Source organism: Streptomyces sp. NPDC047981 (assembly GCF_040653315.1).
Taxonomy (GTDB): Bacteria; Actinomycetota; Actinomycetes; order Streptomycetales; family Streptomycetaceae; genus Streptomyces.
Map to the genome: position 1 here is coordinate 1 of NZ_JBEZNQ010000085.1, position 23,296 is coordinate 23,296.

At 72.8% G+C, this 23,296-nt stretch carries 18 protein-coding genes and 1 pseudogene; 4 read left to right on the plus strand and 15 right to left on the minus strand.

Annotated elements, in window-relative coordinates:
* From AB0E14_RS33255 to AB0E14_RS33290, 8 genes and pseudogenes are all read right to left on the minus strand, one after another.
* A pseudogene (locus AB0E14_RS33255) lies at positions 1-285 on the minus strand (hypothetical protein); the annotation flags it as partial.
* Between the two features lie 151 nt (positions 286-436).
* Positions 437-1,639, minus strand: a complete 1,203-nt coding sequence (locus AB0E14_RS33260) for an MFS transporter (RefSeq protein WP_362426905.1) — start codon at positions 1,637-1,639, stop codon at positions 437-439.
* Between the two features lie 171 nt (positions 1,640-1,810).
* Positions 1,811-2,044: a ferredoxin gene (locus tag AB0E14_RS33265; protein ID WP_362426908.1), complete on the minus strand. Its 234-nt coding sequence runs from the start codon at positions 2,042-2,044 to the stop codon at positions 1,811-1,813.
* 4 nt (positions 2,045-2,048) lie between these two features.
* Positions 2,049-3,290, minus strand: coding sequence for a cytochrome P450 (locus AB0E14_RS33270; protein WP_362426911.1), 1,242 nt, complete (start codon positions 3,288-3,290; stop codon positions 2,049-2,051).
* Positions 3,291-3,346: 56 nt separating this feature from the next.
* On the minus strand, positions 3,347-4,138 hold the full coding sequence (locus AB0E14_RS33275) for an ABC transporter permease (RefSeq protein WP_362426914.1): 792 nt from the start codon (positions 4,136-4,138) through the stop codon (positions 3,347-3,349).
* Entirely contained in the window at positions 4,138-5,166 is a 1,029-nt protein-coding gene (locus tag AB0E14_RS33280; protein WP_362426917.1) for an ATP-binding cassette domain-containing protein, read from the minus strand. Before AB0E14_RS33280 ends, AB0E14_RS33275 begins: the two co-directional genes overlap by 1 nt.
* Before the next feature lie 534 nt (positions 5,167-5,700).
* Entirely contained in the window at positions 5,701-6,591 is an 891-nt protein-coding gene (locus AB0E14_RS33285; RefSeq protein ID WP_362426920.1) for a DUF4097 family beta strand repeat-containing protein, read from the minus strand.
* Between the two features lie 120 nt (positions 6,592-6,711).
* Positions 6,712-7,242 carry a toxin-antitoxin system HicB family antitoxin gene (locus AB0E14_RS33290; protein WP_362426923.1) on the minus strand — a complete coding sequence of 177 codons (531 nt, stop codon included), beginning with the start codon at positions 7,240-7,242 and terminating at the stop codon, positions 6,712-6,714.
* Between the two features lie 395 nt (positions 7,243-7,637).
* On the opposite strand from AB0E14_RS33290, the gene AB0E14_RS33295 reads away from it, so the two are divergent.
* Complete coding sequence (locus tag AB0E14_RS33295; protein WP_362426926.1) at positions 7,638-9,887, plus strand: MMPL family transporter; 2,250 nt, start codon at positions 7,638-7,640, stop codon at positions 9,885-9,887.
* A 178-nt stretch (positions 9,888-10,065) separates the two neighbouring features.
* On the opposite strand, the gene AB0E14_RS33300 is transcribed toward AB0E14_RS33295, so the two are convergent.
* The 5 genes from AB0E14_RS33300 to AB0E14_RS33320 form a co-directional block, all read right to left on the minus strand.
* Positions 10,066-12,084 carry an NB-ARC domain-containing protein gene (locus AB0E14_RS33300; protein ID WP_362426929.1) on the minus strand — a complete coding sequence of 673 codons (2,019 nt, stop codon included), beginning with the start codon at positions 12,082-12,084 and terminating at the stop codon, positions 10,066-10,068.
* An 84-nt stretch (positions 12,085-12,168) separates the two neighbouring features.
* The gene (locus tag AB0E14_RS33305; RefSeq protein ID WP_362426931.1) at positions 12,169-13,413 is read right to left on the minus strand and encodes an MFS transporter; all 1,245 of its coding nucleotides are present in this window, start codon (positions 13,411-13,413) and stop codon (positions 12,169-12,171) included.
* 176 nt (positions 13,414-13,589) lie between these two features.
* Positions 13,590-15,242 (minus strand): IclR family transcriptional regulator C-terminal domain-containing protein, encoded by a 1,653-nt coding sequence (locus AB0E14_RS33310; protein ID WP_362426934.1) that lies wholly within the window; start codon positions 15,240-15,242, stop codon positions 13,590-13,592.
* A complete protein-coding gene (locus AB0E14_RS33315; RefSeq protein WP_362426937.1) occupies positions 15,239-15,835 on the minus strand; it encodes a sigma-70 family RNA polymerase sigma factor in 597 nt (198 codons plus the stop codon). Before AB0E14_RS33315 ends, AB0E14_RS33310 begins: the two co-directional genes overlap by 4 nt.
* Positions 15,829-16,116, minus strand: coding sequence for a hypothetical protein (locus AB0E14_RS33320; RefSeq protein WP_362426940.1), 288 nt, complete (start codon positions 16,114-16,116; stop codon positions 15,829-15,831). Before AB0E14_RS33320 ends, AB0E14_RS33315 begins: the two co-directional genes overlap by 7 nt.
* A 217-nt stretch (positions 16,117-16,333) precedes the next feature.
* On the opposite strand from AB0E14_RS33320, the gene AB0E14_RS33325 reads away from it, so the two are divergent.
* Genes AB0E14_RS33325 through AB0E14_RS33335 form a run of 3 tightly spaced genes read left to right on the plus strand, consistent with a single transcriptional unit; the run spans position 16,334 to position 20,243 of the window.
* Positions 16,334-17,194, plus strand: a complete 861-nt coding sequence (locus AB0E14_RS33325; protein ID WP_362426943.1) for an ABC transporter ATP-binding protein — start codon at positions 16,334-16,336, stop codon at positions 17,192-17,194.
* Entirely contained in the window at positions 17,191-18,171 is a 981-nt protein-coding gene (locus AB0E14_RS33330; protein ID WP_362426946.1) for an iron-siderophore ABC transporter substrate-binding protein, read from the plus strand. The genes AB0E14_RS33325 and AB0E14_RS33330 overlap by 4 nt, the downstream gene beginning before the upstream one ends.
* A 5-nt stretch (positions 18,172-18,176) precedes the next feature.
* Positions 18,177-20,243, plus strand: coding sequence for an iron ABC transporter permease (locus AB0E14_RS33335; protein WP_362426949.1), 2,067 nt, complete (start codon positions 18,177-18,179; stop codon positions 20,241-20,243).
* A 79-nt stretch (positions 20,244-20,322) separates the two neighbouring features.
* Here AB0E14_RS33335 and AB0E14_RS33340 read toward each other — a convergent pair whose 3' ends face one another.
* Both AB0E14_RS33340 and AB0E14_RS33345 read right to left on the minus strand, forming a co-directional pair.
* Positions 20,323-22,713, minus strand: coding sequence for an excinuclease ABC subunit UvrA (locus AB0E14_RS33340; protein WP_362426952.1), 2,391 nt, complete (start codon positions 22,711-22,713; stop codon positions 20,323-20,325).
* A 155-nt stretch (positions 22,714-22,868) separates the two neighbouring features.
* Positions 22,869-23,225: a VOC family protein gene (locus AB0E14_RS33345; protein WP_362426955.1), complete on the minus strand. Its 357-nt coding sequence runs from the start codon at positions 23,223-23,225 to the stop codon at positions 22,869-22,871.
* Positions 23,226-23,296 lie beyond the last annotated feature (71 nt).

Consider the following 23,296-nt stretch of genomic DNA (forward strand, 5'->3'; position numbering starts at 1 on the left):
GGTGCCCGGGACGGGTGTCCGCCGCGCGCCGCGCAGCGCGTACCGCCGGACCACCGGGTCGGGGTCGCCGAGCCGGGCCGCGAGGTGCCCGAGTTCCCCGGCGGCCAGCGCCGCGAGGGCGGCGAGCCGCCGCTCGTACGGTCCGAGCCCGTCCAGTGCGGCGAGCAGCGGCTGGAGCGCGCCTCGGTCGGCGAGCCGACGGGCGGTGACGGCGGTGTACCGGAGGCGGGCGGCGTGCGGCAGGGGATCGAGTACGACGAGCAGCTCGTCGGCGGTGGAGATCATCGCGGGCATTGTGCCTGACGGCATGAACGCGGCCCCACCGAATATCCGAACATCCGGTGCTCTCGGCGGCTTTGGGAAGCGACGGGAGCACCGGAGGGGAGCACCGGCCCGCGTGACGCCCGGCGGGCTGTGGTGGGCTGTGGCGTGGTGGTCAGGCGGGACTGCTCGGTGCCGCCGCCGGTGTGGTCCGGCCGCGGCGGCCCGCGAGGGCGAGGAGCGCGCCTGCCGCCAGGAGGGCGGCGAGGGCGGCGTACCCGTAGGTGAGACCGGCGACCGTGGCGACCGCCGCGACGAGCAGCGGTCCGCCCGCGTCGCCGAGTTCGCGGCCCAGTTCGGCCGATCCCATGGTCTGGCCCATGCGTTCCTCCGGGGTCGCGGCGGCCAGGGCGGCGAAGCCGAGCGGGGTGATCAGACCGGTGCCGGTGCCGATGAGAGCGGAGGCGATCAGGACGCCGGCGAGGCCGGGCAGCATCGCGGCCGCGAGGCCCGCCGCCGTGACGAGGAGTCCGGTGAGCAGACCGGTACGGGTGGTCAGACGCCCGCTGTCCAGCGCGCGGCCGGCCTTGGGCTGTACGACGGCGGCGGTCGCGGCCAGCACGGAGACCGCGGCCCCGGTCGCGACGGTGCCGAGTCCGGCGGCGGCGCCCGAGACCGGCAGGAAGCCGACACCGACGGAGAGCGCGGCGGTGGCGGCGGCGAGGCAGGCGGTGGGCGCGAGGAAGGAACGGTCCGCCAGCCGCCGCGCGAGGTCGGCGACCGTCTGGCGCTTGCGCGGCAACGGAGGCACGACGGGCACGGCGAGCGCCGCCCACAGGGCCACACCTGCCGCGCACACGGCCATCACCGTGAACAGCAGGCGCAGGCCGCCGGCCCAGACGAGGACGCCGCCGAGGAGCGGGCCGAGGGTGTAGCCGATGGACTTGTAGAAGCCGTAGGAACCGAAGGCGCGCCCGCGCTCGGCGGCCGGGTTGAGCCGGGCGACCAGGGCCGAGGCGGACGGGGAGAACGCCGAGGCCGCGGCGCCCTGTCCGAGGCGAGCCGCCCACAGCCAGCCGGGGCTGTCGGCGATCGCGTACAGCGCCGAGGCCGCGGCGAAGGCGATCAGGCCGCCGAGGAGCACGGGCTTGCCGCCGATCCGGTCGGCGAGCGAGCCGAAGACGGGCTTGAGGAGCACCTCGGCGCCGTCGTAGAGGGCGAGCAGGCCGCCCAGGACGAGGAGGGAGGTGACGGCGTCCTCGGAGAAGCCGCCGAGGTTCGCGGCGATGCCGTGCGCGCCGAACGCCGTGGTGAAACCGGCCGCGTACAGCGGCCACATGGCCCTGCGGGGAGCGGCCGACATGCGTGGCTGGGTCATGCGGTGTCCTCGTCGGTGGTGTGGAACGCGGCGAAGACGCGCTCGGTGTCGTCCTCGCCCCCGGTCACGCACCTTGATGCCCAGGGGGCGGGGCCGGGACACGTGAGCCCGCACCGGCGTACGGTGCGGGCTCACGGTCCGGGCTCACGGTCCGGGGGAGGGGCGCAGTGGCTACGCGTCCCCGCCGGCCCGGGCGGTGAGGGTGATGGCTTCGGCGGGGCAGAGGCCGACGGCCATCCGGGCGGCGGCCCGTTGCGCGGGGGCCGGATCCGGGTGGAGAAGGACGACCAGGCCCTCGTCGTCGTCCTGGTCGAAGACCTCGGGCGCCGTCAGGGCGCACATGCCGGCGCCGGCGCACCGGTCGCGGTCGACGCTGAGGTGCAGCGCCTCTCGGGGGTCGGTCATGGGGCTACTCCTTGTCCCAGGTGACGGGCAGGCTGACGACACCGTAGATGTTGGAGCGGTCGCGCAGGGGCACCTCCTCCGGCGGCACGGCGAGGCGCAGGGTGGGGAAGCGGGCGAGGAGCGCCGGGAACGCCACCGTCATCTCGACACGGGCCAGCTGCTGGCCCAGGCACTGGTGGGCGCCGTGGCCGAAGGACAGGTGGCCGGTGGCCTTGCGGTGGATGTCGAGCCGGTCGGGCTCGGGGAACCTGTGCGGGTCGCGGTTGGTGCCCTGGACGGAGACGGTCACCGTCTCGCCCGCCCTGATGAGTTCGCCCGCCACCTCGACGTCCTCCAGGGCGGAGCGCGGCAGCGGGTCGGCCACGCTGAGGTAGCGCAGCAGCTCCTCCACGGCCTGCTCGGCGAGGCCCGGGTCGGCGCGCAGCGCCGCGAGCTGGTCCGGGTTGCTGAGCAGGGCGAAGGTGCCGAGGCCCAGCATGTTCGCGGTGGTGTCGAGCCCGGCGGCGAGCAGCAGCCCGCCGATTCCAGCCAGTTCCTCGTCGGTGAGGTCGGACGTGGTGAGATCGCTCAGCAGGTCGTCGGTCGGTTCGGCGCGCTTGGCGAGGACCAGTTCGTTCAGGTACTGGATCAGCGCCGTGTACGCCTCTCCCATGGCCTCGGGACCCGCCGTCTGGTCGAAGATCGTCGCCACATGGCCCTGGAAACGATCCCGGTCGGCGTACGGCACGCCGAGCAGCTCGCAGATCATGAGCGCGGGCACGGGGTGTGCGAACGCCTCGACCAGATCGACCCCGGGGCCTGCCTGTTCCATGGCGTCCAGGCGCTCGGCGGTGAACTGCTCCACGCGCTCGGTCAGTCGGCGCATCCTGCGGACGGTGAACTTCCCGGTCAGGAGCCGCCGGTAGCGGGTGTGCTCCGGGGCGTCGAGGCCGATGATGTCGCCGACCTGCGCCGGCGGCAGCTGTTCCGGCGCGCCCTCCATCGGTATCGGCATGTGCATGAGCTCGTAGCGCGAGCTGAAGCGCGGGTCGGCCAGGATCGCGCGGGCCGCGGTGTGGCCGGTGACGAGCCAGCCGATGTGTCCGTCCGCGTACCGCATGCGGCGGATCGGCCGGTCGCTCAGGGCGGTGAGTCCGGCCGGCGGGTCGAAGGGGCAGCCGGAGCGTCGGTCGGTGGGCAGGTTGGGCAGTTCGTCAGCGGTCAGGTCGTTCGGAGTCGGGTCGTTCGGGGTCGGGTCGTTCGACATGGGTCCTCCTGCGATCGTCGGACGTGCTGGGACGGTGGTGGGTGTGGGGCGCGTGGTCAGCGCTTGCCGCCGGTCCTGAAGGCGCGTCGCGCCCACAGGTGGCCGACCAGGGAGAGGCCCAGGGTCCAGGCGAGGCCGATGACCGCGCTGGAGCCGATCTCGGTTCCGAGCCACAGGCCGCGCAGGGTCTCGATGATCGGGGTGAAGGGCTGGTACTCGGCGAACCAGCGCAGGCTGGTGGGCATCGAGTCGGTCGGCACGATGGCGCTGCCGATGAACGGCAGGAACGTCAGCGGCATCGGGATGTTGCTCGCGCTCTCCACGGTCTTGGCGACCAGGCCGATGGCGGCGGAGAGCCAGGTGAGCGCGAGAGTGAGCAGGGTCAGCAGGCCGGCGGCGGCGATCCACTCGGCGAAGGTCGCGTTCGGGCGGAAGCCCAGCAGGAGCGCGACGCCGATGACGAGCACGATGCCGGCCATCGTCTGGATCACGCTGCCCACGACATGGCCGGTCAGGAAGGAGGCGTGCGAGATCGGCATCGTACGGAAGCGGTTGACGATGCCCTCGGTCTTGTCGACGCACACGCTGATCGCCGTGGTGAGGGCGCCGGACGTGGCGGCCATCAGGATGATGCCGGGCGCCAGGTAGTCGATGTACTCGCCGCTGCCGGTGGGCAGGGCGCTGATGCCGGCGCCGAGGGCGCTGCCGAAGGCGTAGTTGAAGAGGAGCAGCATCATGATCGGCATGAAGGCGACCATGAGCGTCAGCGACGGGTAGCGCATCGCCTTCTTGAGGTTCCGCCGCAGCATCGTCCTGGCGTCCCTGGCGGCGTAGGACATGGTGGCCATCAGACGGTCTCCTCGGTCGATGCGGTGGTGGCTCCGGTGACGGCGGCTCCGGTGGTGGCCGGGCGGGGCCGGCCGGTGAGGGTCAGGAAGACGTCGTCGAGGTCCGGGGTGTGGACGGTGAGCGACTGGGCTTCGACCGCGGTGGCCTCCAGGGTGTCCAGGACGGCACGCAGGTTCGGGATGGAGCCGTCGCTGGGGATCTGGAGCGTCAGGGACTCGTCGTCGCGGGTCGCGACGGAGAAGATCCCGGCGGCGGTGTCGAGGCTCTGGGCGTCGGCGAACCGCACCTTGATGTGGCCGCCGGGGATGAGCTGCTTCAGTTCGTCGGGCGTACCCTCGGCGATCAGCCTGCCGTGGTCCAACACCGCGATCCGGTCGGCGAGTTGGTCTGCCTCTTCGAGGTACTGGGTGGTCAGGAAGATGGTCACGCCCTCGTCGGCCACGAGTCGGCGGATGATCTCCCACATGGTGCGGCGGCTGCGTGGGTCGAGGCCGGTGGTGGGCTCGTCGAGGAAGATGATCCGCGGGTCGCCGACCAGGGTCATCGCCAGGTCGAGCTTGCGCCGCATGCCCCCGGAGAAGGTGACGGCGGTCTTGCCCGCCACCTCGGACAGTTCGAATCGCCGCAGGAGGTCCTTGGCCCTGAACGCGCCTTCGCGGCGGTCGAGGTGGTGCAGATCCGCCATGAGGAGCAGGTTCTCCTCGGCGGTCAGCAGGTTGTCGACGGCCGAGAACTGGCCGGTGACGCCGATCGCCGAGCGCACCGCGTCGGCGGCCCGGGTCAGATGACGGCCCGCGACCCAGGCCTCGCCCGCGTCCGCGTCGATGAGCGTGGACAGGATCTCCACCGTGGTGGTCTTGCCGGCGCCGTTCGGCCCGAGCAGGGCGAACACGGTGCCTTCGGCGATGTTCAGGTCGATGCCGTCGAGCACGACCTTGTCGCCGTAGGACTTGCGCAGCCCGGTGACGGTGATCGCCGCCTCCGCCGTGTGCGTGGCGAGGGGCGCGGTTGTCCGGGTGGTCGTCATACCGCTTCCTTTCGGGGGCTTTTGAGGACGAGGAGCTGCAAAGGCGAACAAAAGCGTCGGGAGGGGGCAGGGAGAGGACAGAGCGGAGACGGAGGGGAGGCGGAAGGGAGACAGAGAAGGGAGCCGAGAGGAAGTCGGGAGGGAATCGACGGGACTCCGAGGGAGTCCGGGGTGACTCGACGGGGCTACGAGGGAGTCCGGGGTGACTCGACGGGGCTCAGGGCGTCCGTGGTGACTCGATGGAGGTCACGGGCTCACAGTGCTCACGGGGCTCACGGGGCTCATGGGGCCCGTGGGGAGTCGGGTGGAGGCTCGGCGGGAGCAGGCGGGGCTCGAGAGGGCTCAGGTGCGCTCGGGAGGGATCGCGAAGGCCTCTCGACAGGCTCATGCGGGAATCGAGAGGGCTCGCGCGTGGCTCGGAAGCTGCTCGGGAGGGGCTCGGAGCGCCCCGGGGGGTCGAACGGGCGCCAGAGGGGCGCCGGTTGAGGGAGAGTCAGGGTCCGTCAGGGGGATGCGCGGGAGGGTGTACGTAGGTCAGGCGCGGGTGATGACGATGTCGCCGGCCCCGGTCCTCGCGTGCACCTCGACGGTCTCGTCGGAGGCGGCGGGGCCGGTCGCGGAGCCGAGAGCGTTGCGCACCGTCCCGTACTTCGGGGTCAGGTCGAGCCAGGCGGCGGTGCCCTCGTGGATGCCGACCTCCAGGTCGCCGACGCTGGTGCGCAGGTCGATCCGGCCGCGCGTGACGTCGCCGACCCGGATGCCGCCGTTGGCGCAGGACGCCTCGACGCCCGCGTGGGCGACGCCGATCTCGATCCGGCCGTTGGCGGACTTGGCGGCGGCGTTGCCGTGCACGACGCGGACGGAGATGTCTCCGTTGGCCGCGTTGGTCTTGAGGTCGCCGGTGACCTCGCCGATGGAGGTGGAGCCGTTGGCATTCTTGACGCTCGCCGCGCCGGCGACCGTGTCGATCTCGATCCGGCCCGCGCCGACGACCTCGACGTTCCCGGTGGAGCGGGCCAGTCGGATGTGGCCGGTGTCGGTCCTCAGGTCGGCGCTCGCCACCTCGTCGAGCTGGAGGTCGCCGAGGCCCGTCTTCAGGACCGTCACGCCGAGGCGGCCCTCGCAGTGGAAGCCGCCCATGCCCGTGGAGCCCCGGACGTCCGAACCGGCCGGCAGTTCGATGGTCACCTCGACGGCGCCGGGCTTCCCCCACGGGGAGCGCTTCTTGGGCGTCTTCACCGTCAGCCGGCCGCCCGAGAAGGTGACCTGGGTCTGCTGCACGGCGCGCACGTCGTTGTCCTCCGAGCCGTCGCGGGGCAGCACCTCCACGACCGTGTCCGTGCGCTTGCCCGCGGTGATCCGGGCGGTGCCGGCGTCCAGTTCGAGGACGGCGGAGATCGGCTCAGGGGTCTCGTACGTAGGCATGACTGTTCCGTCCTCTTGGTTCGGGTGGGTGATCCCGCCGGTGGGGCGGGTGACGAGTGACGTCGGCGGGCCGGTGGCCCGCCGGTGAGGTCGGCCGGGGTCGGGTGCGACCCCGGCGTCCTACCGGACCCAGCCGGTGAAGCCCCGGCCGCCCGAGTCCTTGCCGCGGCCCGGCGGGTTCAGCTGCTCCCGGCCGTCGAGGGCCGTGGACACGGCCCGCACCAGCCAGGCGTTCACCGACAGGCCTTCCGCCGTCGCTGCGCTCTCGGCGCGCGCCTTGAGGTGGGCCGGGAGGCGGAAGTTGATCCGCGCCATGGCGCCGTCGTCGGCCTCCGGGACCGCCTGGAGGGGCGCGGACGCGACGGGGGCCGTGACGGGTGCCTGGGCCTCCTGGAACGGCTCGGGTGCGGGCGGCGGCGTCACGACGAACTCGGGGTCGAGTCCACGCAGCCGTACGTCGACCGAGCCGGGTGCCAGCTCGCGAGTGACCTCACCCATGGCCGCGGACAGCGCGTTGAGCAGGGTCAGCCGGGTGGCGGACTCCAAGGGTGCGGTCAGCCGCTCGGCCAGGGCCCGGGCTTCTTCGCCGCCGGCGTCCGCCGCGATGGCGAGTTCGTGCCGGAGGTTGTCGACGTAGGGGGTGAGGTCCATGACGCCATGATGGCACACTCGTGGCGCTATGGCGAGCCATGCGGGATTGTTCGTGGTGCCCACCGATCTGACCTGCTGTTTCTATGCCTTTCCGGCGTGGGTCGGGTGTGAGGGGGTCAGGAAGTGGCTTGCGGTGGCGGCGTGGTGATGTCATGGTGGCACCACTCCAGCGGCAAGCGTGGCGCCATCGGGGAGCCTACCTGGCGCCATGCCTGATGCGGCCCTCGTGTGTCACCGCATCCCGCTCGGCCTGATTCGTTGCGCTCGCGTACCGCTCTCGCGCGGTTCGTGCACCGCTCTCGTACTGCTCTCGTACCGCTCGCGCACCGCTCTCGTACCGCGTTCGTGCCGCTTTCCGCTCCGTACTCTCCGGACCACCGACAGGAGTCCCAGCCGTGGCTACCTTCCTCTACAAACTCGGCCGTCTCGCCTTCAGGCGCCGCTGGCTGATGCTCCTGCTGTGGGTGGTGATCTTCTGCGGCGCGGGCGTCGCCGCCTCCTCCGCGCCGCCGCCGCCCGCCGACACCTTCTCCATGCCGGGCACGGAGTCGCAGCGGGCGTTCGACCTCCTGGAGGAGAAGTTCCCGGCCGCGAGCGCCGACGGCGCGAGCGCGCGCATCGTGGTCCGCGCACCGGACGGCGGGAAGATCTCCGACCCCGCGCACAAGGACCAGGTCGCCGCTCTGGTCACGCAGTTGAAGGAGTCCCCGCAGGTCGCCTCGGTGAGCGACCCCTTCGCGACGCGGGCGGTGAGCGAGGACGGCACCACCGCCTACGCCATCGCCACCTACAAGGTCTCCGCCGCCGAGGTCGGCGACAAGGCGCACGACGCGCTCGACGACGCCCTGGCCGAGGCGCGCGCCGGCGGCCTGTCCGCGGAGGCGGGCGGCGACGCGGTGAAGATCGAGGCCGCGATGAGCGGCACCGGCGAGAAGATCGGCATCCTGGTCTCCGCGGTCGTCCTCGTCCTCACCTTCGGTTCGGTGATCGCCGCCGGAATGCCCCTGCTCACCGCCCTCATCGGCGTCGGCGTCGGCATCTCCGCGATCACGGCGCTCGGCTCCACCCTCGGCCTGTCCAGCACCACCTCGACCCTGGCGATGATGCTCGGCCTCGCCGTCGGCATCGACTACGCCCTGTTCATCGTCTCCCGTTACCGCGCCGAGTTCACCGAGGGGCGCGACCGCGCCGACGCCGCCGGGCGGGCGGTCGGCACCGCGGGCTCCGCGGTCGTCTTCGCCGGACTCACCGTCATCGTGGCCCTCGCCGGCCTGGCCGTCGTGAACATCCCGATGCTCACCAAGATGGGCCTCGCCGCCGCGGGCACCGTCGCCGTCGCCGTCCTCGTCGCCCTCACCCTCGTACCGGCCCTGCTCGCCTTCGCCCCCGTCAAGGTGCTGGCCCGCCGCGACCGGGCGCGCTTCTCCGGCAAGCCGCTCAGCCCCCGCCGACAGCGCAAGGCCGCCGCGCGGGCCGAGAAGGACGCCCGCCGCAAGCCGAACCTCGGTTCCCGCTGGGCCAGTTACGTACTGCGCCACCCCATCGCCGTCCTGCTCGTCGCCGTCGTCGGGCTCGGCGCGGTCGCCGTACCCGCCGCCGACCTGGAACTCGGACTGCCCGGCGAGGGCACCATGGCCCCCGACACCACCCAGCGCAAGGCCTACGACATGCTCTCGGAGTCCTTCGGCGCCGGGTTCAACGGGCCGCTGATGATCACCGTGGAGGGCGAGGACGCGGCCGCCGCCGCCAAGACGGTCGGCGAGCGGCTGGCCGAGCAGGACGGCGTCGCCGCCGTCACGCCGGCCACGCCCAACGAGGCGGGCGACACCGCGATCCTCACCGTCGTCCCGGCCACCGGCCCCACCGACGCCTCGACCGAGGACCTCGTCCGCTCGATCCGCGGCCTCTCCGACGCCTTCCGGGCCGACACCGGCGCGGAGGTGCTGGTCACCGGCCAGACCGCGATGTTCATCGACTTCTCGCAGACCCTGAACGACGCGCTGCTGCCCTATCTCGCCCTGGTCGTCGGCCTGGCGTTCCTGCTCCTGATGGTCGTCTTCCGCTCGATCCTCGTCCCGCTCAAGGCCGCCCTGGGCTTCCTCCTCTCCGTGACGGCGGCGCTCGGCGCGGTGGTGGCGGTCTTCCAGTGGGGCTGGCTCGCCGATGTCTTCGGCGTCGACCAGCCGAGCCCCATCATGAGCACGATGCCGATCTTCATGATCGGTGTGGTCTTCGGCCTGGCCATGGACTACGAGGTGTTCCTCGTGACCCGTATGCGGGAGGCGTACGTCCACGGGGCACGGCCCTCCGAAGCGGTCGTCACCGGCTTCCGGTACGGCGGCCGGGTGGTCGCCGCGGCGGCCGCGATCATGATCAGCGTCTTCTCCGGCTTCATCGTGGAGGACAACGACTTCATCAAGATGATCGGCTTCGGTCTCGCGGCCGCGGTGCTCTTCGACGCCGTCGTGGTCCGCATGACGATCGTGCCCGCCCTGTTCGCCCTGCTCGGCAAGAGCGCCTGGTGGCTGCCGCGTTGGCTCGACCGGCTCCTGCCGAACCTCGACGTCGAGGGCGAGAAGCTCTCCGGCACGGCCCCGTCCGCTCGGGTCACGACGCCGCGCCGGGAGCGTGAGCTCGTCGACTAGCGCGTGGGCGACCCACCACGTCAGGCCCAGCGGCTTCCTGCCGCTGGGCCTGACGCGTGCGGCTCGGCCGCTCCTCGACCGTGACGCGACGGCAGGGTTTCTACGGGGTCCGCACACCGACGCTCCCAGGCCCTGACGCTCCCAGGTACCTGCACTCCCGGGCATCGGTACGGCGGCGTCAGCGGTCCAGGTCCAGGACCGTCTCCACGGTCGCCCCCGGGTCCGTGAGCCTGCCCCAGGTGTACGCCTTGTCGTACGCGAAGTCGCCCGCCGCCTGCCGGGCCGAAGCCTGGGACCGGGCCCTCAGGGAGGCGAGTTCGGGCGTGCCGCGCTGGGGGTGTCCCACGGTCTCCCACAGGGACTGGCCCGCGCCGAAGGCCTGCGCGGAGATCTCGCCGTCACCGCGCGCCGCCAGGGCCGCGGCCATGATGTCCAGGCCGAGGGCGATCCCGAAGGCGTCCCCGATCGTCCGCTTCTCCCGGATCATCGCCCGCGCGTGTCCTGCGGCGGCGTCGGGCCGGTCCTCGTACAGGGCGATCAGCGCGAGCTGGTACTCCGTGTACGAACGCGTCCAGTGCTCGCCGATCGCCACCGACCTGATCCGCAGGGCCTCCGCCTCGGCACGCGCCTGGTCCAGGTGTCCCGACCCCGTCAGCCCGAACACCCGCACGAGGCGGCAGCGAGCGAGAGCCGCCTCGCTGCCGGGGCCGGCGGCCGCCGCCAGCTCCCGGTCCGCGATGTGCAGGGCGGCGAGCGGGCGGCCACGCAGCAGCATCACAAGACCCTGGAGATAGCCGGCGTCCGCCACCAGCGCGCCCGAGCCCGCGGCGAGCGCGGCGGCCCGAGCCTCCCGGCCGAGCCGCGCCGCCCCCTCGTAGTCCCCCTGCAGGCTGCGCACCACACCCAGAGCCCACAGGGCCTTCGCCCTGACCTCGTGCGGCGCGTCGACCAGCCGGAGGAGTTCGCCCAGGAAGTGCCCGGCCTCGTGCAGCCTGCCGCAGCAGGCCCAGAAGAACCCGAGAGCGCCCGCCACGCGGAGCGCGTCCTCCGGGTCCACGAGCAGCAGTCGCTCCATCGCCGCGCACAGGTCGGCGTGCGATGCCGCGACCGTCGCGTACCCCGCCGCCTGACCCGGCCCCCACCAGCCCGCCTCCGCCCGGGCCACCAGCTCGCCGAAGTACCGTGCGTGCCGATCGGCCACGGAGTCGCTCTCGCCGAGCTGCCCCAGCCACATCTCCCCGTACTCACGGACGGTGTCGAGCATCCGCACCCGGCCGCCGACCACGGAGACCAGACTCTTCCGCTCGAGACCGGCGAGCGCGTCGGGCAGCGCCCCCGCGGTCAGCGGCCCGCCGGCACACACACGCTCGACGGCGGCCAGGGTCGGTTCGGCACGGAACACCGAGAGCCGGGCCCACAGCAACCGCTCCACCGGCTCGCACAGTTCGTGACTCCACCCGATGGCCGTCCGCAGGGTCCGGTGCCGTTCCGGTCGTACGCCCGCGTCCTCCGGTGCCGCGAGGGCCAGCCGCTCGCGCAGGGCCCGCGCCATGACCCGTACCGGCTGCCGGGGGAGCTGGGCGGCGGCCAGGCACAGGGCGAGCGGGATGCCCTCCAGGCGCCGGCAGATCTCGACCGCCACGACCACGTCCCGCGGACCGTCCCACCGCACTCCGACGGCGGTCGCCCCGGCCGTGAAGAGAGCCAGCCCGTCGGTGTCCGGATCGAGCGGCTCCACCCGATGGACCCGCTCCTCCGGCCCGCCCAACCGCTGGCGGCTCGTGGCGAGTACGGCCACACCCGGGCAACGCGCGAGGAGTTCCGCCACCAGCGCGGCGCAGGAGGCGACCAGGTGCTCGCACGAGTCGAGCACCAGCAGCACGCGGCGCGCCCCGATCCACGCGCACAGCGCGTCCAGTGGATCGCGCGCCGAGTGGTCGGCGAGCCCGCACGCGTCGGCGACCACGGCGGAGAACAGCGCGAGGTCGCTCAACTGCCACAACGGAGCCCAGTACACGGTCTCGAACATGCCGGCCGACGCTTCCTCCGCCACCCGCCCCGCCAGCCGGGTCTTGCCGACGCCGCCGACCCCGACCAGGGTCACCAGCCGGTGATCCGCCAGTACGGCGAGGAGGTCGACGACTTCGTCGCCACGCCCGAGGAAGGGGCCCGTACCGCGCTGCATCCAACTCTGCACGCTCGCATTGTGAACCCCGGGCACCACCCCGTCACACCTGCTTCGGACACCTACGGGTGACACGGGTGCGCCACGGCCCCCGGCTCAGGGCGTCTTCGCGGGTTCCCGCCGGGGGAGCAGCAGGGGTGTGGCCAGGAGGGCGACGCCGGCCGCCGCGATCGCGACGCGGGGGCCGGTGACGGCGGCGAGGAGACCCCACCCGGCGGTCAGGGCGGCGATCGTGGCGCTGGTGCTGACCGACCAGGCCGCCAGGGTCCGGGCCAGCCGGGCGGGATCGGCGTGCTGGAGCCGGTACGTGGCCAGGACCGGGTTGAACAGGGCGCAGCAGGTCACGAGGCCGAACTGGAGGGTGATCACGAGCGCGATCCCGGGGACGCCCGGCTGGACGAACGCCAGCCCCAGGGGCCAGATCACGCGCAGCGTCCCGGCCGAGCGGAGCACCGCGCCCTGCCCGTACCGCGCCACGAGCCGGGGCGCGAGGCGGGCGCCGAGGAGCCCGCCGACGCAGGGCGCCGCGAAGACGAGGCCGTACTGCCAGGGGGAGAAGCCGAGGTCGCGCAGCAGGAGCAGGGCGAGCAGCGGCTCGGGCGCCATGATCAGGCCGTTGACCACGATCGTGTGGAGGAAGAGCGGGCGGAGTGTGGGGTGGCCGAGGATGTGCCGCCAGCCCTCGAAGAGGTCGCGCGCCCGTAGGCGGGGCCCGGCCGGCCGCGGGGGCTTCGGCTCCGTCCCGCCGATGGAGCGGATGCCGAGGGCCGACAGCAGATGGCTGACCGCGTCGGCAAGGACCGTCGTCACCGGGCCGAACACGCCGATCGCGGCCCCTCCGAGCGGAGGCCCGACCATGCTGGCGCTCCACATCGTGGACTCGAACCGGCCGTTGGCGACGAGCAGGTCCTCCGGCGGCACCAGCTCCTTCAGACAGGCTCCGGAGGCCGCCCTGAAGGCGATGTCGGCCGCGGCGACCACGACGGAGACGACGAGCAGCTGGCCCAAGCCGAGCCACCCGAGGGCGAACGCCGCGGGCACGCTCGCCAGCGCCGCGAACCGGGTGAGGTCCATCGCCACCATCACGGGCCGCTTACGGCGGAACTCCACCCAGGGTCCGAGCGGCACCGCCAGCACGGCCCCCACGGCCCGCCCGACGGCTGCCAGCGCCGCCACCTGAGCCGGCCCGGAGTCCAGTGCGAGGACCGCGATCAGGGGAAAGGCGCCGAACCCGAGCCAGGTCCCGTACGTACTGACGGCGTACGCCGCCCACAACCGCCGGAACCGTGGCCCGAGGGACCGCCTCCGCCCGGTCTCCCGGTGCGGTGGGGCGGTCGTCATGGGCGGAGAGTCTATCCGCGAGCCCCGGCCGGGCCGCCGTGAGGATCCTGGACCGCGAGCTCGGGCCGTCGCGCCGGTCGTCGCTCCCGGCGTCGCACGGCGGGCGCCGGTCCGGCCCTCGCCCGGCCGCTCCGGGCGCGGGTTCCCCCGTCACCCGTGCCCGGAGGCGAAGCGCGTCAGGGCAGGGCACGGCGTGGCTCCGGTGTCGTGGTGCCCGCCGTCGGAGCGGTGTCCTCGTTGAGGAGCTGGGCGAGGAGGAGCCCCGTGGCGCGGTGGCTCAGGGAGTGGGCGGCGGTCAGGAGACGGGGGTGCTGGTGGGCGGGCAGGGAGAGGGCGACGCTCGTGGCCCGGCCCGGCAGCCCGAGCGAGTACGCGACGCACACCTCGGTCCGGGAGTATTCGAGCAGGTCGAACTGGGCCGCGTGCGGGCCGTGTCCGTCGAGCGTCTCGATCAGGGCGCGCGGGTTGGTGATCGTGCGGTCGGTGAGCTGGATGGAGGGGTAGCGGCTGAGGTGGTCCATGCGGGAGTCGAAGTCGAGCTGGGCCAGCAGACTCTTTCCGACGGCGCTGGCGTGGCCGGTGTCGGTGAACGGAGCCCACTCGTCCACCGGCGGGGCGCTCGCGCTGTGCGCCGCCTCGTGGATGCGGATCTCGCCGTCCGTGTAGCTGCTGAGATAGACGGCGGCGTCGAGTTCGTCGCGCAGACCGGCCAGCGTCCGCTTGAGCAGCAGGCGGTCGGGGTCGGGCTCGGTGACCAGCTCCATGACCGGTCCGGGGTGGTGGACGCCGGCCACGGTGACGACCAGGCCCTGGCCGCGGAGCCACTCCAGGAGCAGCGCGGTCGCATTGAGGGACATGCCCGCGCGCTGCGCGAGGGTACGGGTGTCCGTGCCTCCCGCCGCGACGATGACGTGGACCAGGTCCCTGGCCCGTTGGGTGGCCTGCCAGCGGGCGGGGATCACGGCGGGGGAGCGGTGCCGTCTGGCCATGTCGTGCAGAACGGCCGGGCGCAGGGCGTTCGCCGACCACCACGGCTCCTCGCCGCGCCGACCCGCCCCGGCCGCCTGGAGCGGCGGGAACAGAGGGGAGTTCTCGGCCGGGAGTTCGGGCAGCCCGAGCGCGGGCCCGCACTCCTGCCCGCCCGCCAGTGCGGTCAGCCGTGGCCGCCCGCTGTCCTCTCCGACCGCGTCCGCGGGCGGGTGCCGGTAGGCGCTGGGCACCTGCGGTGCCGGTACGAGGAAGAGCTGTGGCTGCCCGGTCGCCTCCCCGTCGGCCGTCTCTGCCGGGGGAGTCTCCGGCTCGGGGTGGAGCCGCGCGGAGAGCAGGTGCTGGGGTACGCCGAGCCCCGTGCGGACCTCCTCGAAGAACTCGGCGTCCTCGTCCAGGGGCGTCGCCGTGCCCGGCGCCGCGCGCCGGTTCCCGAGCGCGGCGAGCAGTCGTGCCGCGTCCCCGTGTCCGTGCCGCGCCGCCTCGGCGACCAGGTAGCCGGCGTCGTCGGTCCACGGGCCACCGGCCCGCAGCGCGACCACGGCGAGCCGGAACAGCGCCCCGGGGTGGCCGACGGCCGCGGCCTCGCCCAGCCACTGCGCGGCGCTCGTCAGCTCGTCCCGGCCGAGGGCCTTCGACCCGAGCCGGTAGAGCGAGTTGGCACGCCCGCGCTCCTCGCGGCCCGTCCCGTAGGACTCGGCGAGCGGGCCGAGATCGCCGTCGGGCCGGTCCCAGAAGTCCGGGGGCCCGGCGAGCCGGCTCATCAGTTCCACGAGCCCGGCCGGGACGTCCGGCGCCGGGCGGCCGCCGCTGACCTCGTTGAAGCGGCTCACAACCGTCACCTGTCCTTCTTCAAGCATCGTGTCGTCCTTCGGTGCTCGTCGCGGATGAACGCGCCCAGCGCGTCCCGCAGTTCGGCCACCGCCTTGTGCCGCTCCCGGTGGAGTCGGTCGGTCCGCATGCCGAGCGAGGCCGCGATCTGCACATCGCTGAGGCCTTGGCTCTGGAGCCGTACGACCTGGCGCCGCCGGCTCTGCGGCATCGCGTCGATGGCGGGCAGGACGAGATCCCGCAGGGGGTCGAACTCGCCCACCGCCTGGCGCTGTTCGGGCAGGGAGACGGTCAGGCCGTCGCCCGCGAGCTCCAGTCTTCCCTCACTGCGGAGCCGGTCCCTGGCCAGGTTCCAGGCGGCGGCCCGGAGGTAGGCCGGGACGTTCACCTTCTCGTCGAGTTCGCCTTTCGCGGCCTTGCGCGCCACCCGCAGGAACGCCTCCTGTGCCACGTCCTGGCAGGCCTGGAGGGAGAGCTTCTCGTCGCTCCGCCTGCGTAGGAAGAGCGGCTCCCGGCCCATGAACACGCTGTAGTGGTCGTACAGCCGCTGTCCGACCCCTCCGTCCGTCGCACGCGGTGCCTGCCTCGTCTCGCCGTCTACCACGGGGCGCGCTCCTTCGCCGAGGACGGCCGGCCGGCCGGGTCGGGGGCCGGGGCCAGCACGACCTCGACGGTGACGTGCGCGGCCGCCCCGGCGGGCCCGGGGTCTCGCGGAGAGGAGCCTGCTGCGTCCCGCTGGTCGGCGGCGGGCCGCTCGGTGCCTCCCCGGGGCCGCCGCCGGTCCAGGTACAGCTGCACGGCCAGGTGTACGGCGGCGGCGAGTCCGGGGATCACCACGCTCGTCAAAGCCGGGGCGAGCCCGGTCCACTCGAAGGGCGGCGTCATCTGAGTCGTTCTCCATCTGTTCCGAAGCGGACGCGGGAAGCGCCCTTGCCTCACAGACGGCCGACGACGGCCGGTTCTCCCTCCAGGACCGCAATGCTCCGAAAGTGTTCGGAGGGTTGGGCGGGTTGAACGGAATTGACCGAGGTTGCTCTGGCTCCTGGTCCGGAGCCCCACCCCCTGGTCCACATCGTAATTAGGTTAGGCTAACCTGTGCGGCGTGAGAGTTGGTGAAGAAAGCCCGCAGGCCACGCCCGTACGCGGTCATGCGCTGTCGGCCACGGACGTCACCGTCGCCTATGACGGTGTCGATGTCGTGCACGGCGCGTCCGTGACGCTGCGGCCCGGCGACGTGACCGTCCTGGTCGGCCCGAACGGCAGTGGCAAGTCCACGCTGCTGCGCACGATCGCCCGCCTGCAGCGCCCCCGGAGCGCCGCCCTGACCCTCGACGCGGACACGGACGGCCTCGCCCTGACGCCCCGCGAGTTCTCGCGGTACGTCGCCCTGCTGACGCAGGGTCGCCCCACGCCCAGCGGGCTGACCGTCCGGGACGTCGTCGAGTTCGGCCGCTACCCCTACCGGGGCCGCTGGGGCAAGGCGGACCCGGGCGGCAAGGACGCCGTGGACCGCGCGCTGCGCATGACCGGCGTCGAGGAGTTCGCCGACCGCGGCGCCGAGCACCTCTCCGGAGGACAGCTCCAGCGCGTCTGGCTCGCGGGCTGCCTCGCCCAGGAGACCGGCGTGCTCCTCCTCGACGAACCCACCACCTACCTCGACCTGCGCTACCAGATCGAACTCCTCGACCTGATCCGCGACCTGGCCGACGACCACGGCATCGCCGTCGGTGTCGTCCTGCACGACCTGGACCAGGCGGCAGCCGTCGCCGACCGGGTCGTGCTGCTCCAGGCGGGACGGATCATCGCCGAGGGCCGCCCCGAAGACGTCCTGACCGCCGAGCGCCTGACGGACACGTACGGCATCCGCATCGACGTCGACACCGACCCTTCCACAGGCCGCCTGCGCACCCGCGCGATCGGCCGCCACCACACGCGAAGCGAAAGGCTCAGCCCCACCTCATGAGACGCCTCCTCCTCACCGCCGCGGTCGCCACCGCCGCGGCGCTCACCCTGACCGCCTGCGGCACCACCGAGCCCGCCAAGGACGACGCCAAGAAGTCCGCCGAGCCGATCACGCTCACCGACGACACCGGCGCCAAGGTGGAGCTCGACGGACCCGCCAAGAAGGTCGTCGGCACCGAGTGGAACGTCGTCGAGACCCTGATCTCCCTCGGCGTCGACCCCGTGGGCGTCGCCGACGTCAAGGGCTACAAGACCTGGGACACCGCCGTCCCGCTGAAGAACGACCCCAAGGACATCGGCACGCGGGGCGAGCCGAGCGTGGAGACGATCGCCGCGCTCAAGCCCGACCTCATCGTCGCCACCAGTGACCTGCCGGCCGCCGCCGTGAAGCAGCTGCGCGGGATCGCCCCGGTCCTGAACCTCACGGCCGCCGACGCCGCCGACCCGATCGGCCGGATGACGAAGAACCTCGACGCCATCGCCAAGGCCACCGGCACCACCGAGCAGGCCGACAAGCTCAAGAAGGGCTTCGAGGCGAAGCTCGCCGAGGGCAAGAAGGCCCTCGCCGACGCCGGTCTCGGCGGCGCCAAGTACGCCTTCGCCGACGGCTACCTGGTCTCCAACCAGGTCTCCATCCGCCCGTTCACCAGCGGTTCGCTGATCGGCGCCGTCAACGAGAAGCTCGGCCTGAAGAACGCCTGGACGGTCAAGGGCGACCCGGCCTACGGCCTCGGCACCACCGACGTCGAGGGCCTCACCCAGCTCGGTGAGGGCGTGCAGTTCGCGCACATCAGCAACGACGGCGACCCGAGCAGCAACCCCTTCGAGGGCGCCCTCGCCAAGGACAAGGTGTGGACCTCGCTGCCGTTCGTGAAGAAGGGCGACGTGCACCGGCTGCCCGACGGCATCTGGATGTTCGGCGGTCCCGAGTCGATGAACCAGTACGTCGACTCCGTCGTCAAGGCGCTGACGAAGTAACCCCGATGGCCGTCACCGCACCTTCCTCCGCCACCCTTCCGTCGGCTGTCGCGTCCCGGTCGGGCGCGGCCGCGGTGACGGCCCTCCTGCTCCTCCTCGTCGGGGGCCTCGCCCTCGTCGACATCACCCAGGGGACCGCCGCCGTCGGCGCCTCCGAGGTGTGGAAGGCGTTCACGGGCCAGGCCGATCCGGCCGACGCGTCCGTCGTCATCGCCTCCCGCCTGCCCAGGATGGCCGCCGGACTCCTCGTCGGCGCCGTCCTCGGCATGGCGGGCGCCGCCCTCCAGGCCGTCAGCCGCAACGTCCTCGCCTCGCCCGACACGCTCAGCGTGAACGCGGGCTCGTACCTGGCCCTCGGGCTCGTCTCCGTGAGCGGGCTCTCGCTGCCGCTGCTCGCCTCCTCCGGTGTCGCCTTCGTCGGCGGCCTCGTGGCGGCCGCCGTCGTCCTCGGGCTCTCGGGCCTCGGCGCCGGCACCGTCCGGCTCGTGCTCGCCGGCAGCGCCCTCACCCTCGGCCTCACCGCCTTCACCGAAGGCCTGATGCTGCTCTTCCCGCAGGAGACGGAAGGGCTGTTCACCTGGAACCAGGGCAGCATCTCCCAGAACGGCTTCGACGGCGTCCTGCAGATGGCGCCCATCGGCCTCATCGGCCTCGTCGGACTCCTGCTCGTCTCCCGCAAGGTCGACGCCCTCGCCCTCGGCGACGACGCGGCCCGCGGTCTCGGCGTCCCCGTCCGCGCCACCCGCGTCACCGCCGTCGTGCTCGCCGCGCTGCTCTCGGCGGCGGCGGTCACGCTCGCCGGACCGATCGGCTTCGTCGGCCTGTGCGCCCCCGCGCTCGTGCGGCCCCTCGTGCGCCGGTTCCGCGCCTTCTCCAAGGCACGGGGCGCGCTCCCCGTCGCCGGACTCGCCGGTGCCGCCCTCGTGCTCGGCTCGGACGTGCTGCTGCGCGCCGTCATCCCGGCCGACACGGCCGTCGCCGTGCCGACGGGCGTGGTCACCAGCCTCGTCGGCGCCGTCTTCCTGATCGTCATGGCGACGCGGGTCCGCGACACCGCGGGGGCCGCCGGGGTCGACCGGCTGCGCATCCGCAGCCGAGCCGTCTTCCTCACCACCACGACCGTGCTGGTCGCCGCCCTGGTGGGCGTGACGATCGCCGCCGTGCTGCTCGGCGACAGCAAGCTGCTCCTCGGCGACGTCGTCAACTGGGCGCAGGGCAACGCGGGCCGGACCGTCTCCTTCGTCCTCGACACGCGCGTCCCCCGGGTCCTCGCGGCGCTCCTCGCGGGCGCGGCCCTCGCCCTGGCCGGAACGCTCGTGCAGGCCGTGACCCGCAACCCGCTCGCCGAGCCCGCGACGCTCGGTGTCTCCGGCGGCGCCGCCCTCGGCGCGGTCCTCCTCGTCACGTCCGTGCCGCTGGCCACGTCCTGGAGCGTCGCGGGGGCCGCGTTCGCGGGCGCCGCCGTCAGCTCCGTCATCGTCTTCGGCCTCGCCGCGCGGGGCGGGTTCCAGCAGAACCGGCTCGTCCTCGTCGGCTTCGGTGTCGCCACCGGCTCGGCCGCGCTGATCAGCCTGCTCATCGTCCTCACCGACCCGTTCAACGCGACCAAGGCCCTCACCTGGCTCTCCGGATCGACGTACGGGCGGACCATGCCGGACGTCGTGCCGCTCGCGTTCGTGCTCGCCGTCGGCGTGGTGGCCGCGTTCGCACGGCGCACGGAGCTCGACCTCGTCTCCCTCGACGAGGACACCCCCCGGCTCCTCGGGATCAGCCTCGGCCGGGGCCGCCTCGGCTTCCTCGTGCTGAGCGTCCTGCTCAGCGCCACCGCCGTCGCCGCCGCCGGCACCATCGGCTTCGTCGGCCTGGTCGCCCCGCACGCTGCCCGCGCCCTCGTCGGCCGCCGGCACGCGCGCGTGGTCCCCGTCGCGGTCCTGCTCGGCGCCGTACTCGTCTGCACGGCCGACCTGTTGGGCCGTACGGTGATCGCGCCGGGCCAGCTCGGCGCGGGCATGATGACGGCCGTCATCGGCACGCCGTACTTCCTCTACCTGCTGGTCCGCAGCCGCCGATAGCGACGTCGGCCGCACGCACGCGAGAGCCCCGCCCCGGGAACCTTCCCCGGGGCGGGGCTCTCGCGCGATACGGGACCGGTCAGCCTCCGACGTACGCCGCGAGGTGCTCGCCGGTGAGCGTGGAGCGGTCGGCGACCAGCTTGGCGGGCGTGCCCTCGAAGACGACCTTGCCGCCGTCGTGGCCGGCGCCGGGGCCGAGGTCGATGATCCAGTCGGCGTGCGCCATCACGGCCTGGTGGTGCTCGATGACGATCACCGACTTGCCCGAGTCGACCAGCCGGTCGAGCAGTCCCAGCAACTGCTCCACGTCCGCGAGGTGGAGCCCGGTGGTCGGCTCGTCGAGCACGTAGACACCGCCCTTGTCGGCCATGTGGGTGGCGAGCTTCAGCCGCTGCCGCTCGCCGCCGGACAGGGTGGTGAGCGGCTGGCCGAGGGTGAGGTAACCGAGCCCGACGTCCGAGAGCCGTTCGAGGATCTTGTGCGCGGCCGGGGTCTTCGCCTCGCCCTCGCCGAAGAACTCCTCGGCCTCCTCCACCGACATCGCGAGGACCTCGCTGATGTCCCGCCCGCCGAGCCGGTATTCGAGCACCTCCGCCTGGAACCGCTTGCCCTCGCAGTCCTCGCAGGGCGTGGCCACGCCCGCCATCATCGCCAGGTCCGTGTAGATGACCCCGGCGCCGTTGCAGGTGGGGCAGGCGCCCTCGGAGTTGGCGCTGAACAGCGCGGGCTTGACGCCGTTCTCCTTGGCGAAGGCCTTGCGGATCGGGTCGAGCAGACCGGTGTACGTCGCCGGATTGCTGCGGCGCGAGCCGCGGATGGGGGTCTGGTCCACCGACACGACGCTCTCGCCCGCCGGGATCGACCCGTGGACCAGGGAGCTCTTGCCCGAGCCCGCGACGCCGGTGATGACCACCAGCGCCCCCAGCGGGATGTCGACGTTCACGTTCCGGAGGTTGTTCGCCGTGGCGCCGCGGATCTCCAGCGCGCCGGTGGCCGTGCGCACCGACTCCTTGAGGGAGGCCCGGTCGTCCAGGTGCCGTCCGGTGATCGTGTCCCCGGCCCGCAGCCCCTCGACGGTCCCCTCGAAGCAGACGGTGCCGCCGCCCGTACCGGCGCCGGGGCCGAGGTCGACGACGTGGTCGGCGATCGCGATCGCCTCCGGCTTGTGCTCCACGACCAGCACCGTGTTGCCCTTGTCCCGCAGCCGGAGCAGCAGGTCGTTCATCCGCTGGATGTCGTGCGGGTGCAGACCGATCGTCGGCTCGTCGAAGACGTACGTGACATCGGTGAGCGAGGAGCCGAGGTGCCGGATCATCTTGACGCGCTGCGCCTCGCCGCCCGACAGCGTGCCCGCCGGCCGGTCCAGGGAGAGGTAGCCGAGCCCGATCTCCACGAAGGAGTCCAGCGTCCGCTGGAGCGCTTCGAGCAGCGGAGCCACCGACGGCTCCTTGAGTCCGCGCACCCACTCGGCCAGGTCCCGGATCTCCATCGCGCAGGCGTCGGCGATGCTGATCCGCTTGATCTTCGAGGACCGGGCGCCCTCGCTGAGCCGGGTGCCGTCGCACTCGGGACAGGTGGTGAAGGTGACCGCCCGCTCCACGAACGCCCGGATGTGCGGCTGCATCGACTCCTTGTCCTTGGACAGGAACGACTTCTGGATCTTGGGGATCAGTCCCTCGTAGGTGAGGTTGATGCCGTTGACCTTGATCTTCGTCGGCTCTCCGTAGAGGAAGGCCTGCAGCTCCTTCTTGGTGTACCTGCGGATCGGCTTGTCCGGGTCGACGAAGCCCGACTGGGCGTACAGCTGCACGGTCCACTGGCTGTCCGACTTCCAGCCGGGGATGGTGAACGCGCCCTCGGACAGCGACTTGGAGTCGTCGTAGAGCTGGGTGAGGTCGATGTCGGTGACCGAGCCCCGGCCCTCGCAGCGCGTGCACATGCCGCCGGTGCGCTGGAAGGTGGCCTTCACCGTCTTGGTCTTCGCGGCCCCGCGCTCGACGGTGATCCCGCCGCTCGCCCGGACCGAGGCCGTGTTGAAGGAGTAGGCGCTGGGCGGACCGATGTGCGGCTTCCCGAGCCGGCTGAACAGGATCCGCAGCATCGCGTTGGCGTCGGTGGCGGTGCCGACTGTGGAGCGCGGGTCGGCGCCCATCCGCTGCTGGTCGACGGTGATCACCGTCGTCAGCCCCTCCAGGACGTCGACCTCGGGCCGGGCGAGGGTCGGCATGAAGCCCTGGACGAAGGTGCTGTACGTCTCGTTGATCAGCCGCTGCGACTCGGCCGCGATCGTGTTGAACACCAGCGAGCTCTTGCCCGAGCCGGAGACCCCGGTGAACACCGTCAGCCGGCGCTTGGGGATCTCGATGCTGACGTCCTTGAGGTTGTTCTCGCGCGCTCCGTGTACGCGGATCACGTCGTGGCTGTCGGCACCGTGCGGCGCGGGCGGCTGCGCGCCCTTCCTCGTGGCCATGCTGATCGTGTCTCTCCGTCCGTGGGCGCGGCCGGGGCCGCGCGCCGCCGTCTTTCCGTCTCTCATGCCGGTTCTGCTACCCGTTCTACGTCACGTCCCGGTTCTACGTCCCCGGAACGCCCGACGGCAACGGTCCACCGGCGCGTCGCGCGCGCCTACTGGTCCTGGACGAGGCCCAGCACATTGCCGTCGACGTCCGTGAAGGTGGCCACGAGCCGGCCGCCGCCCACGTCCTTGGCCGCGTCCCGCACGGTCCCGCCGGCCGCCGTGACCTCGGCCAGCTTCGCCTCGATGTCCGGCACGTGCCAGTAGGCCACCGGCGAGGTCATGCCCTGCGGGCCGCCGCCCGGCACGAGCCCGATGTGCTGGCCCTCGACGTCGAAGCCGACGTAGTACTCGCTCTCGGTCTGCGGCCGGACGCCGAGCAGCGCGGCGTACACCTCGGTCGCCTTCGCGAGGTCGGTCACCGGGTGCAGCACGGTCTTGATGCCCTGGGTGGGGGTGCCGGTCATGATCGCTCCTGTGATCGGGGGTCCCGGGGGACCGGGTCGGTGTCGTGCGGACGTCGCCCTCCGACGCGCAC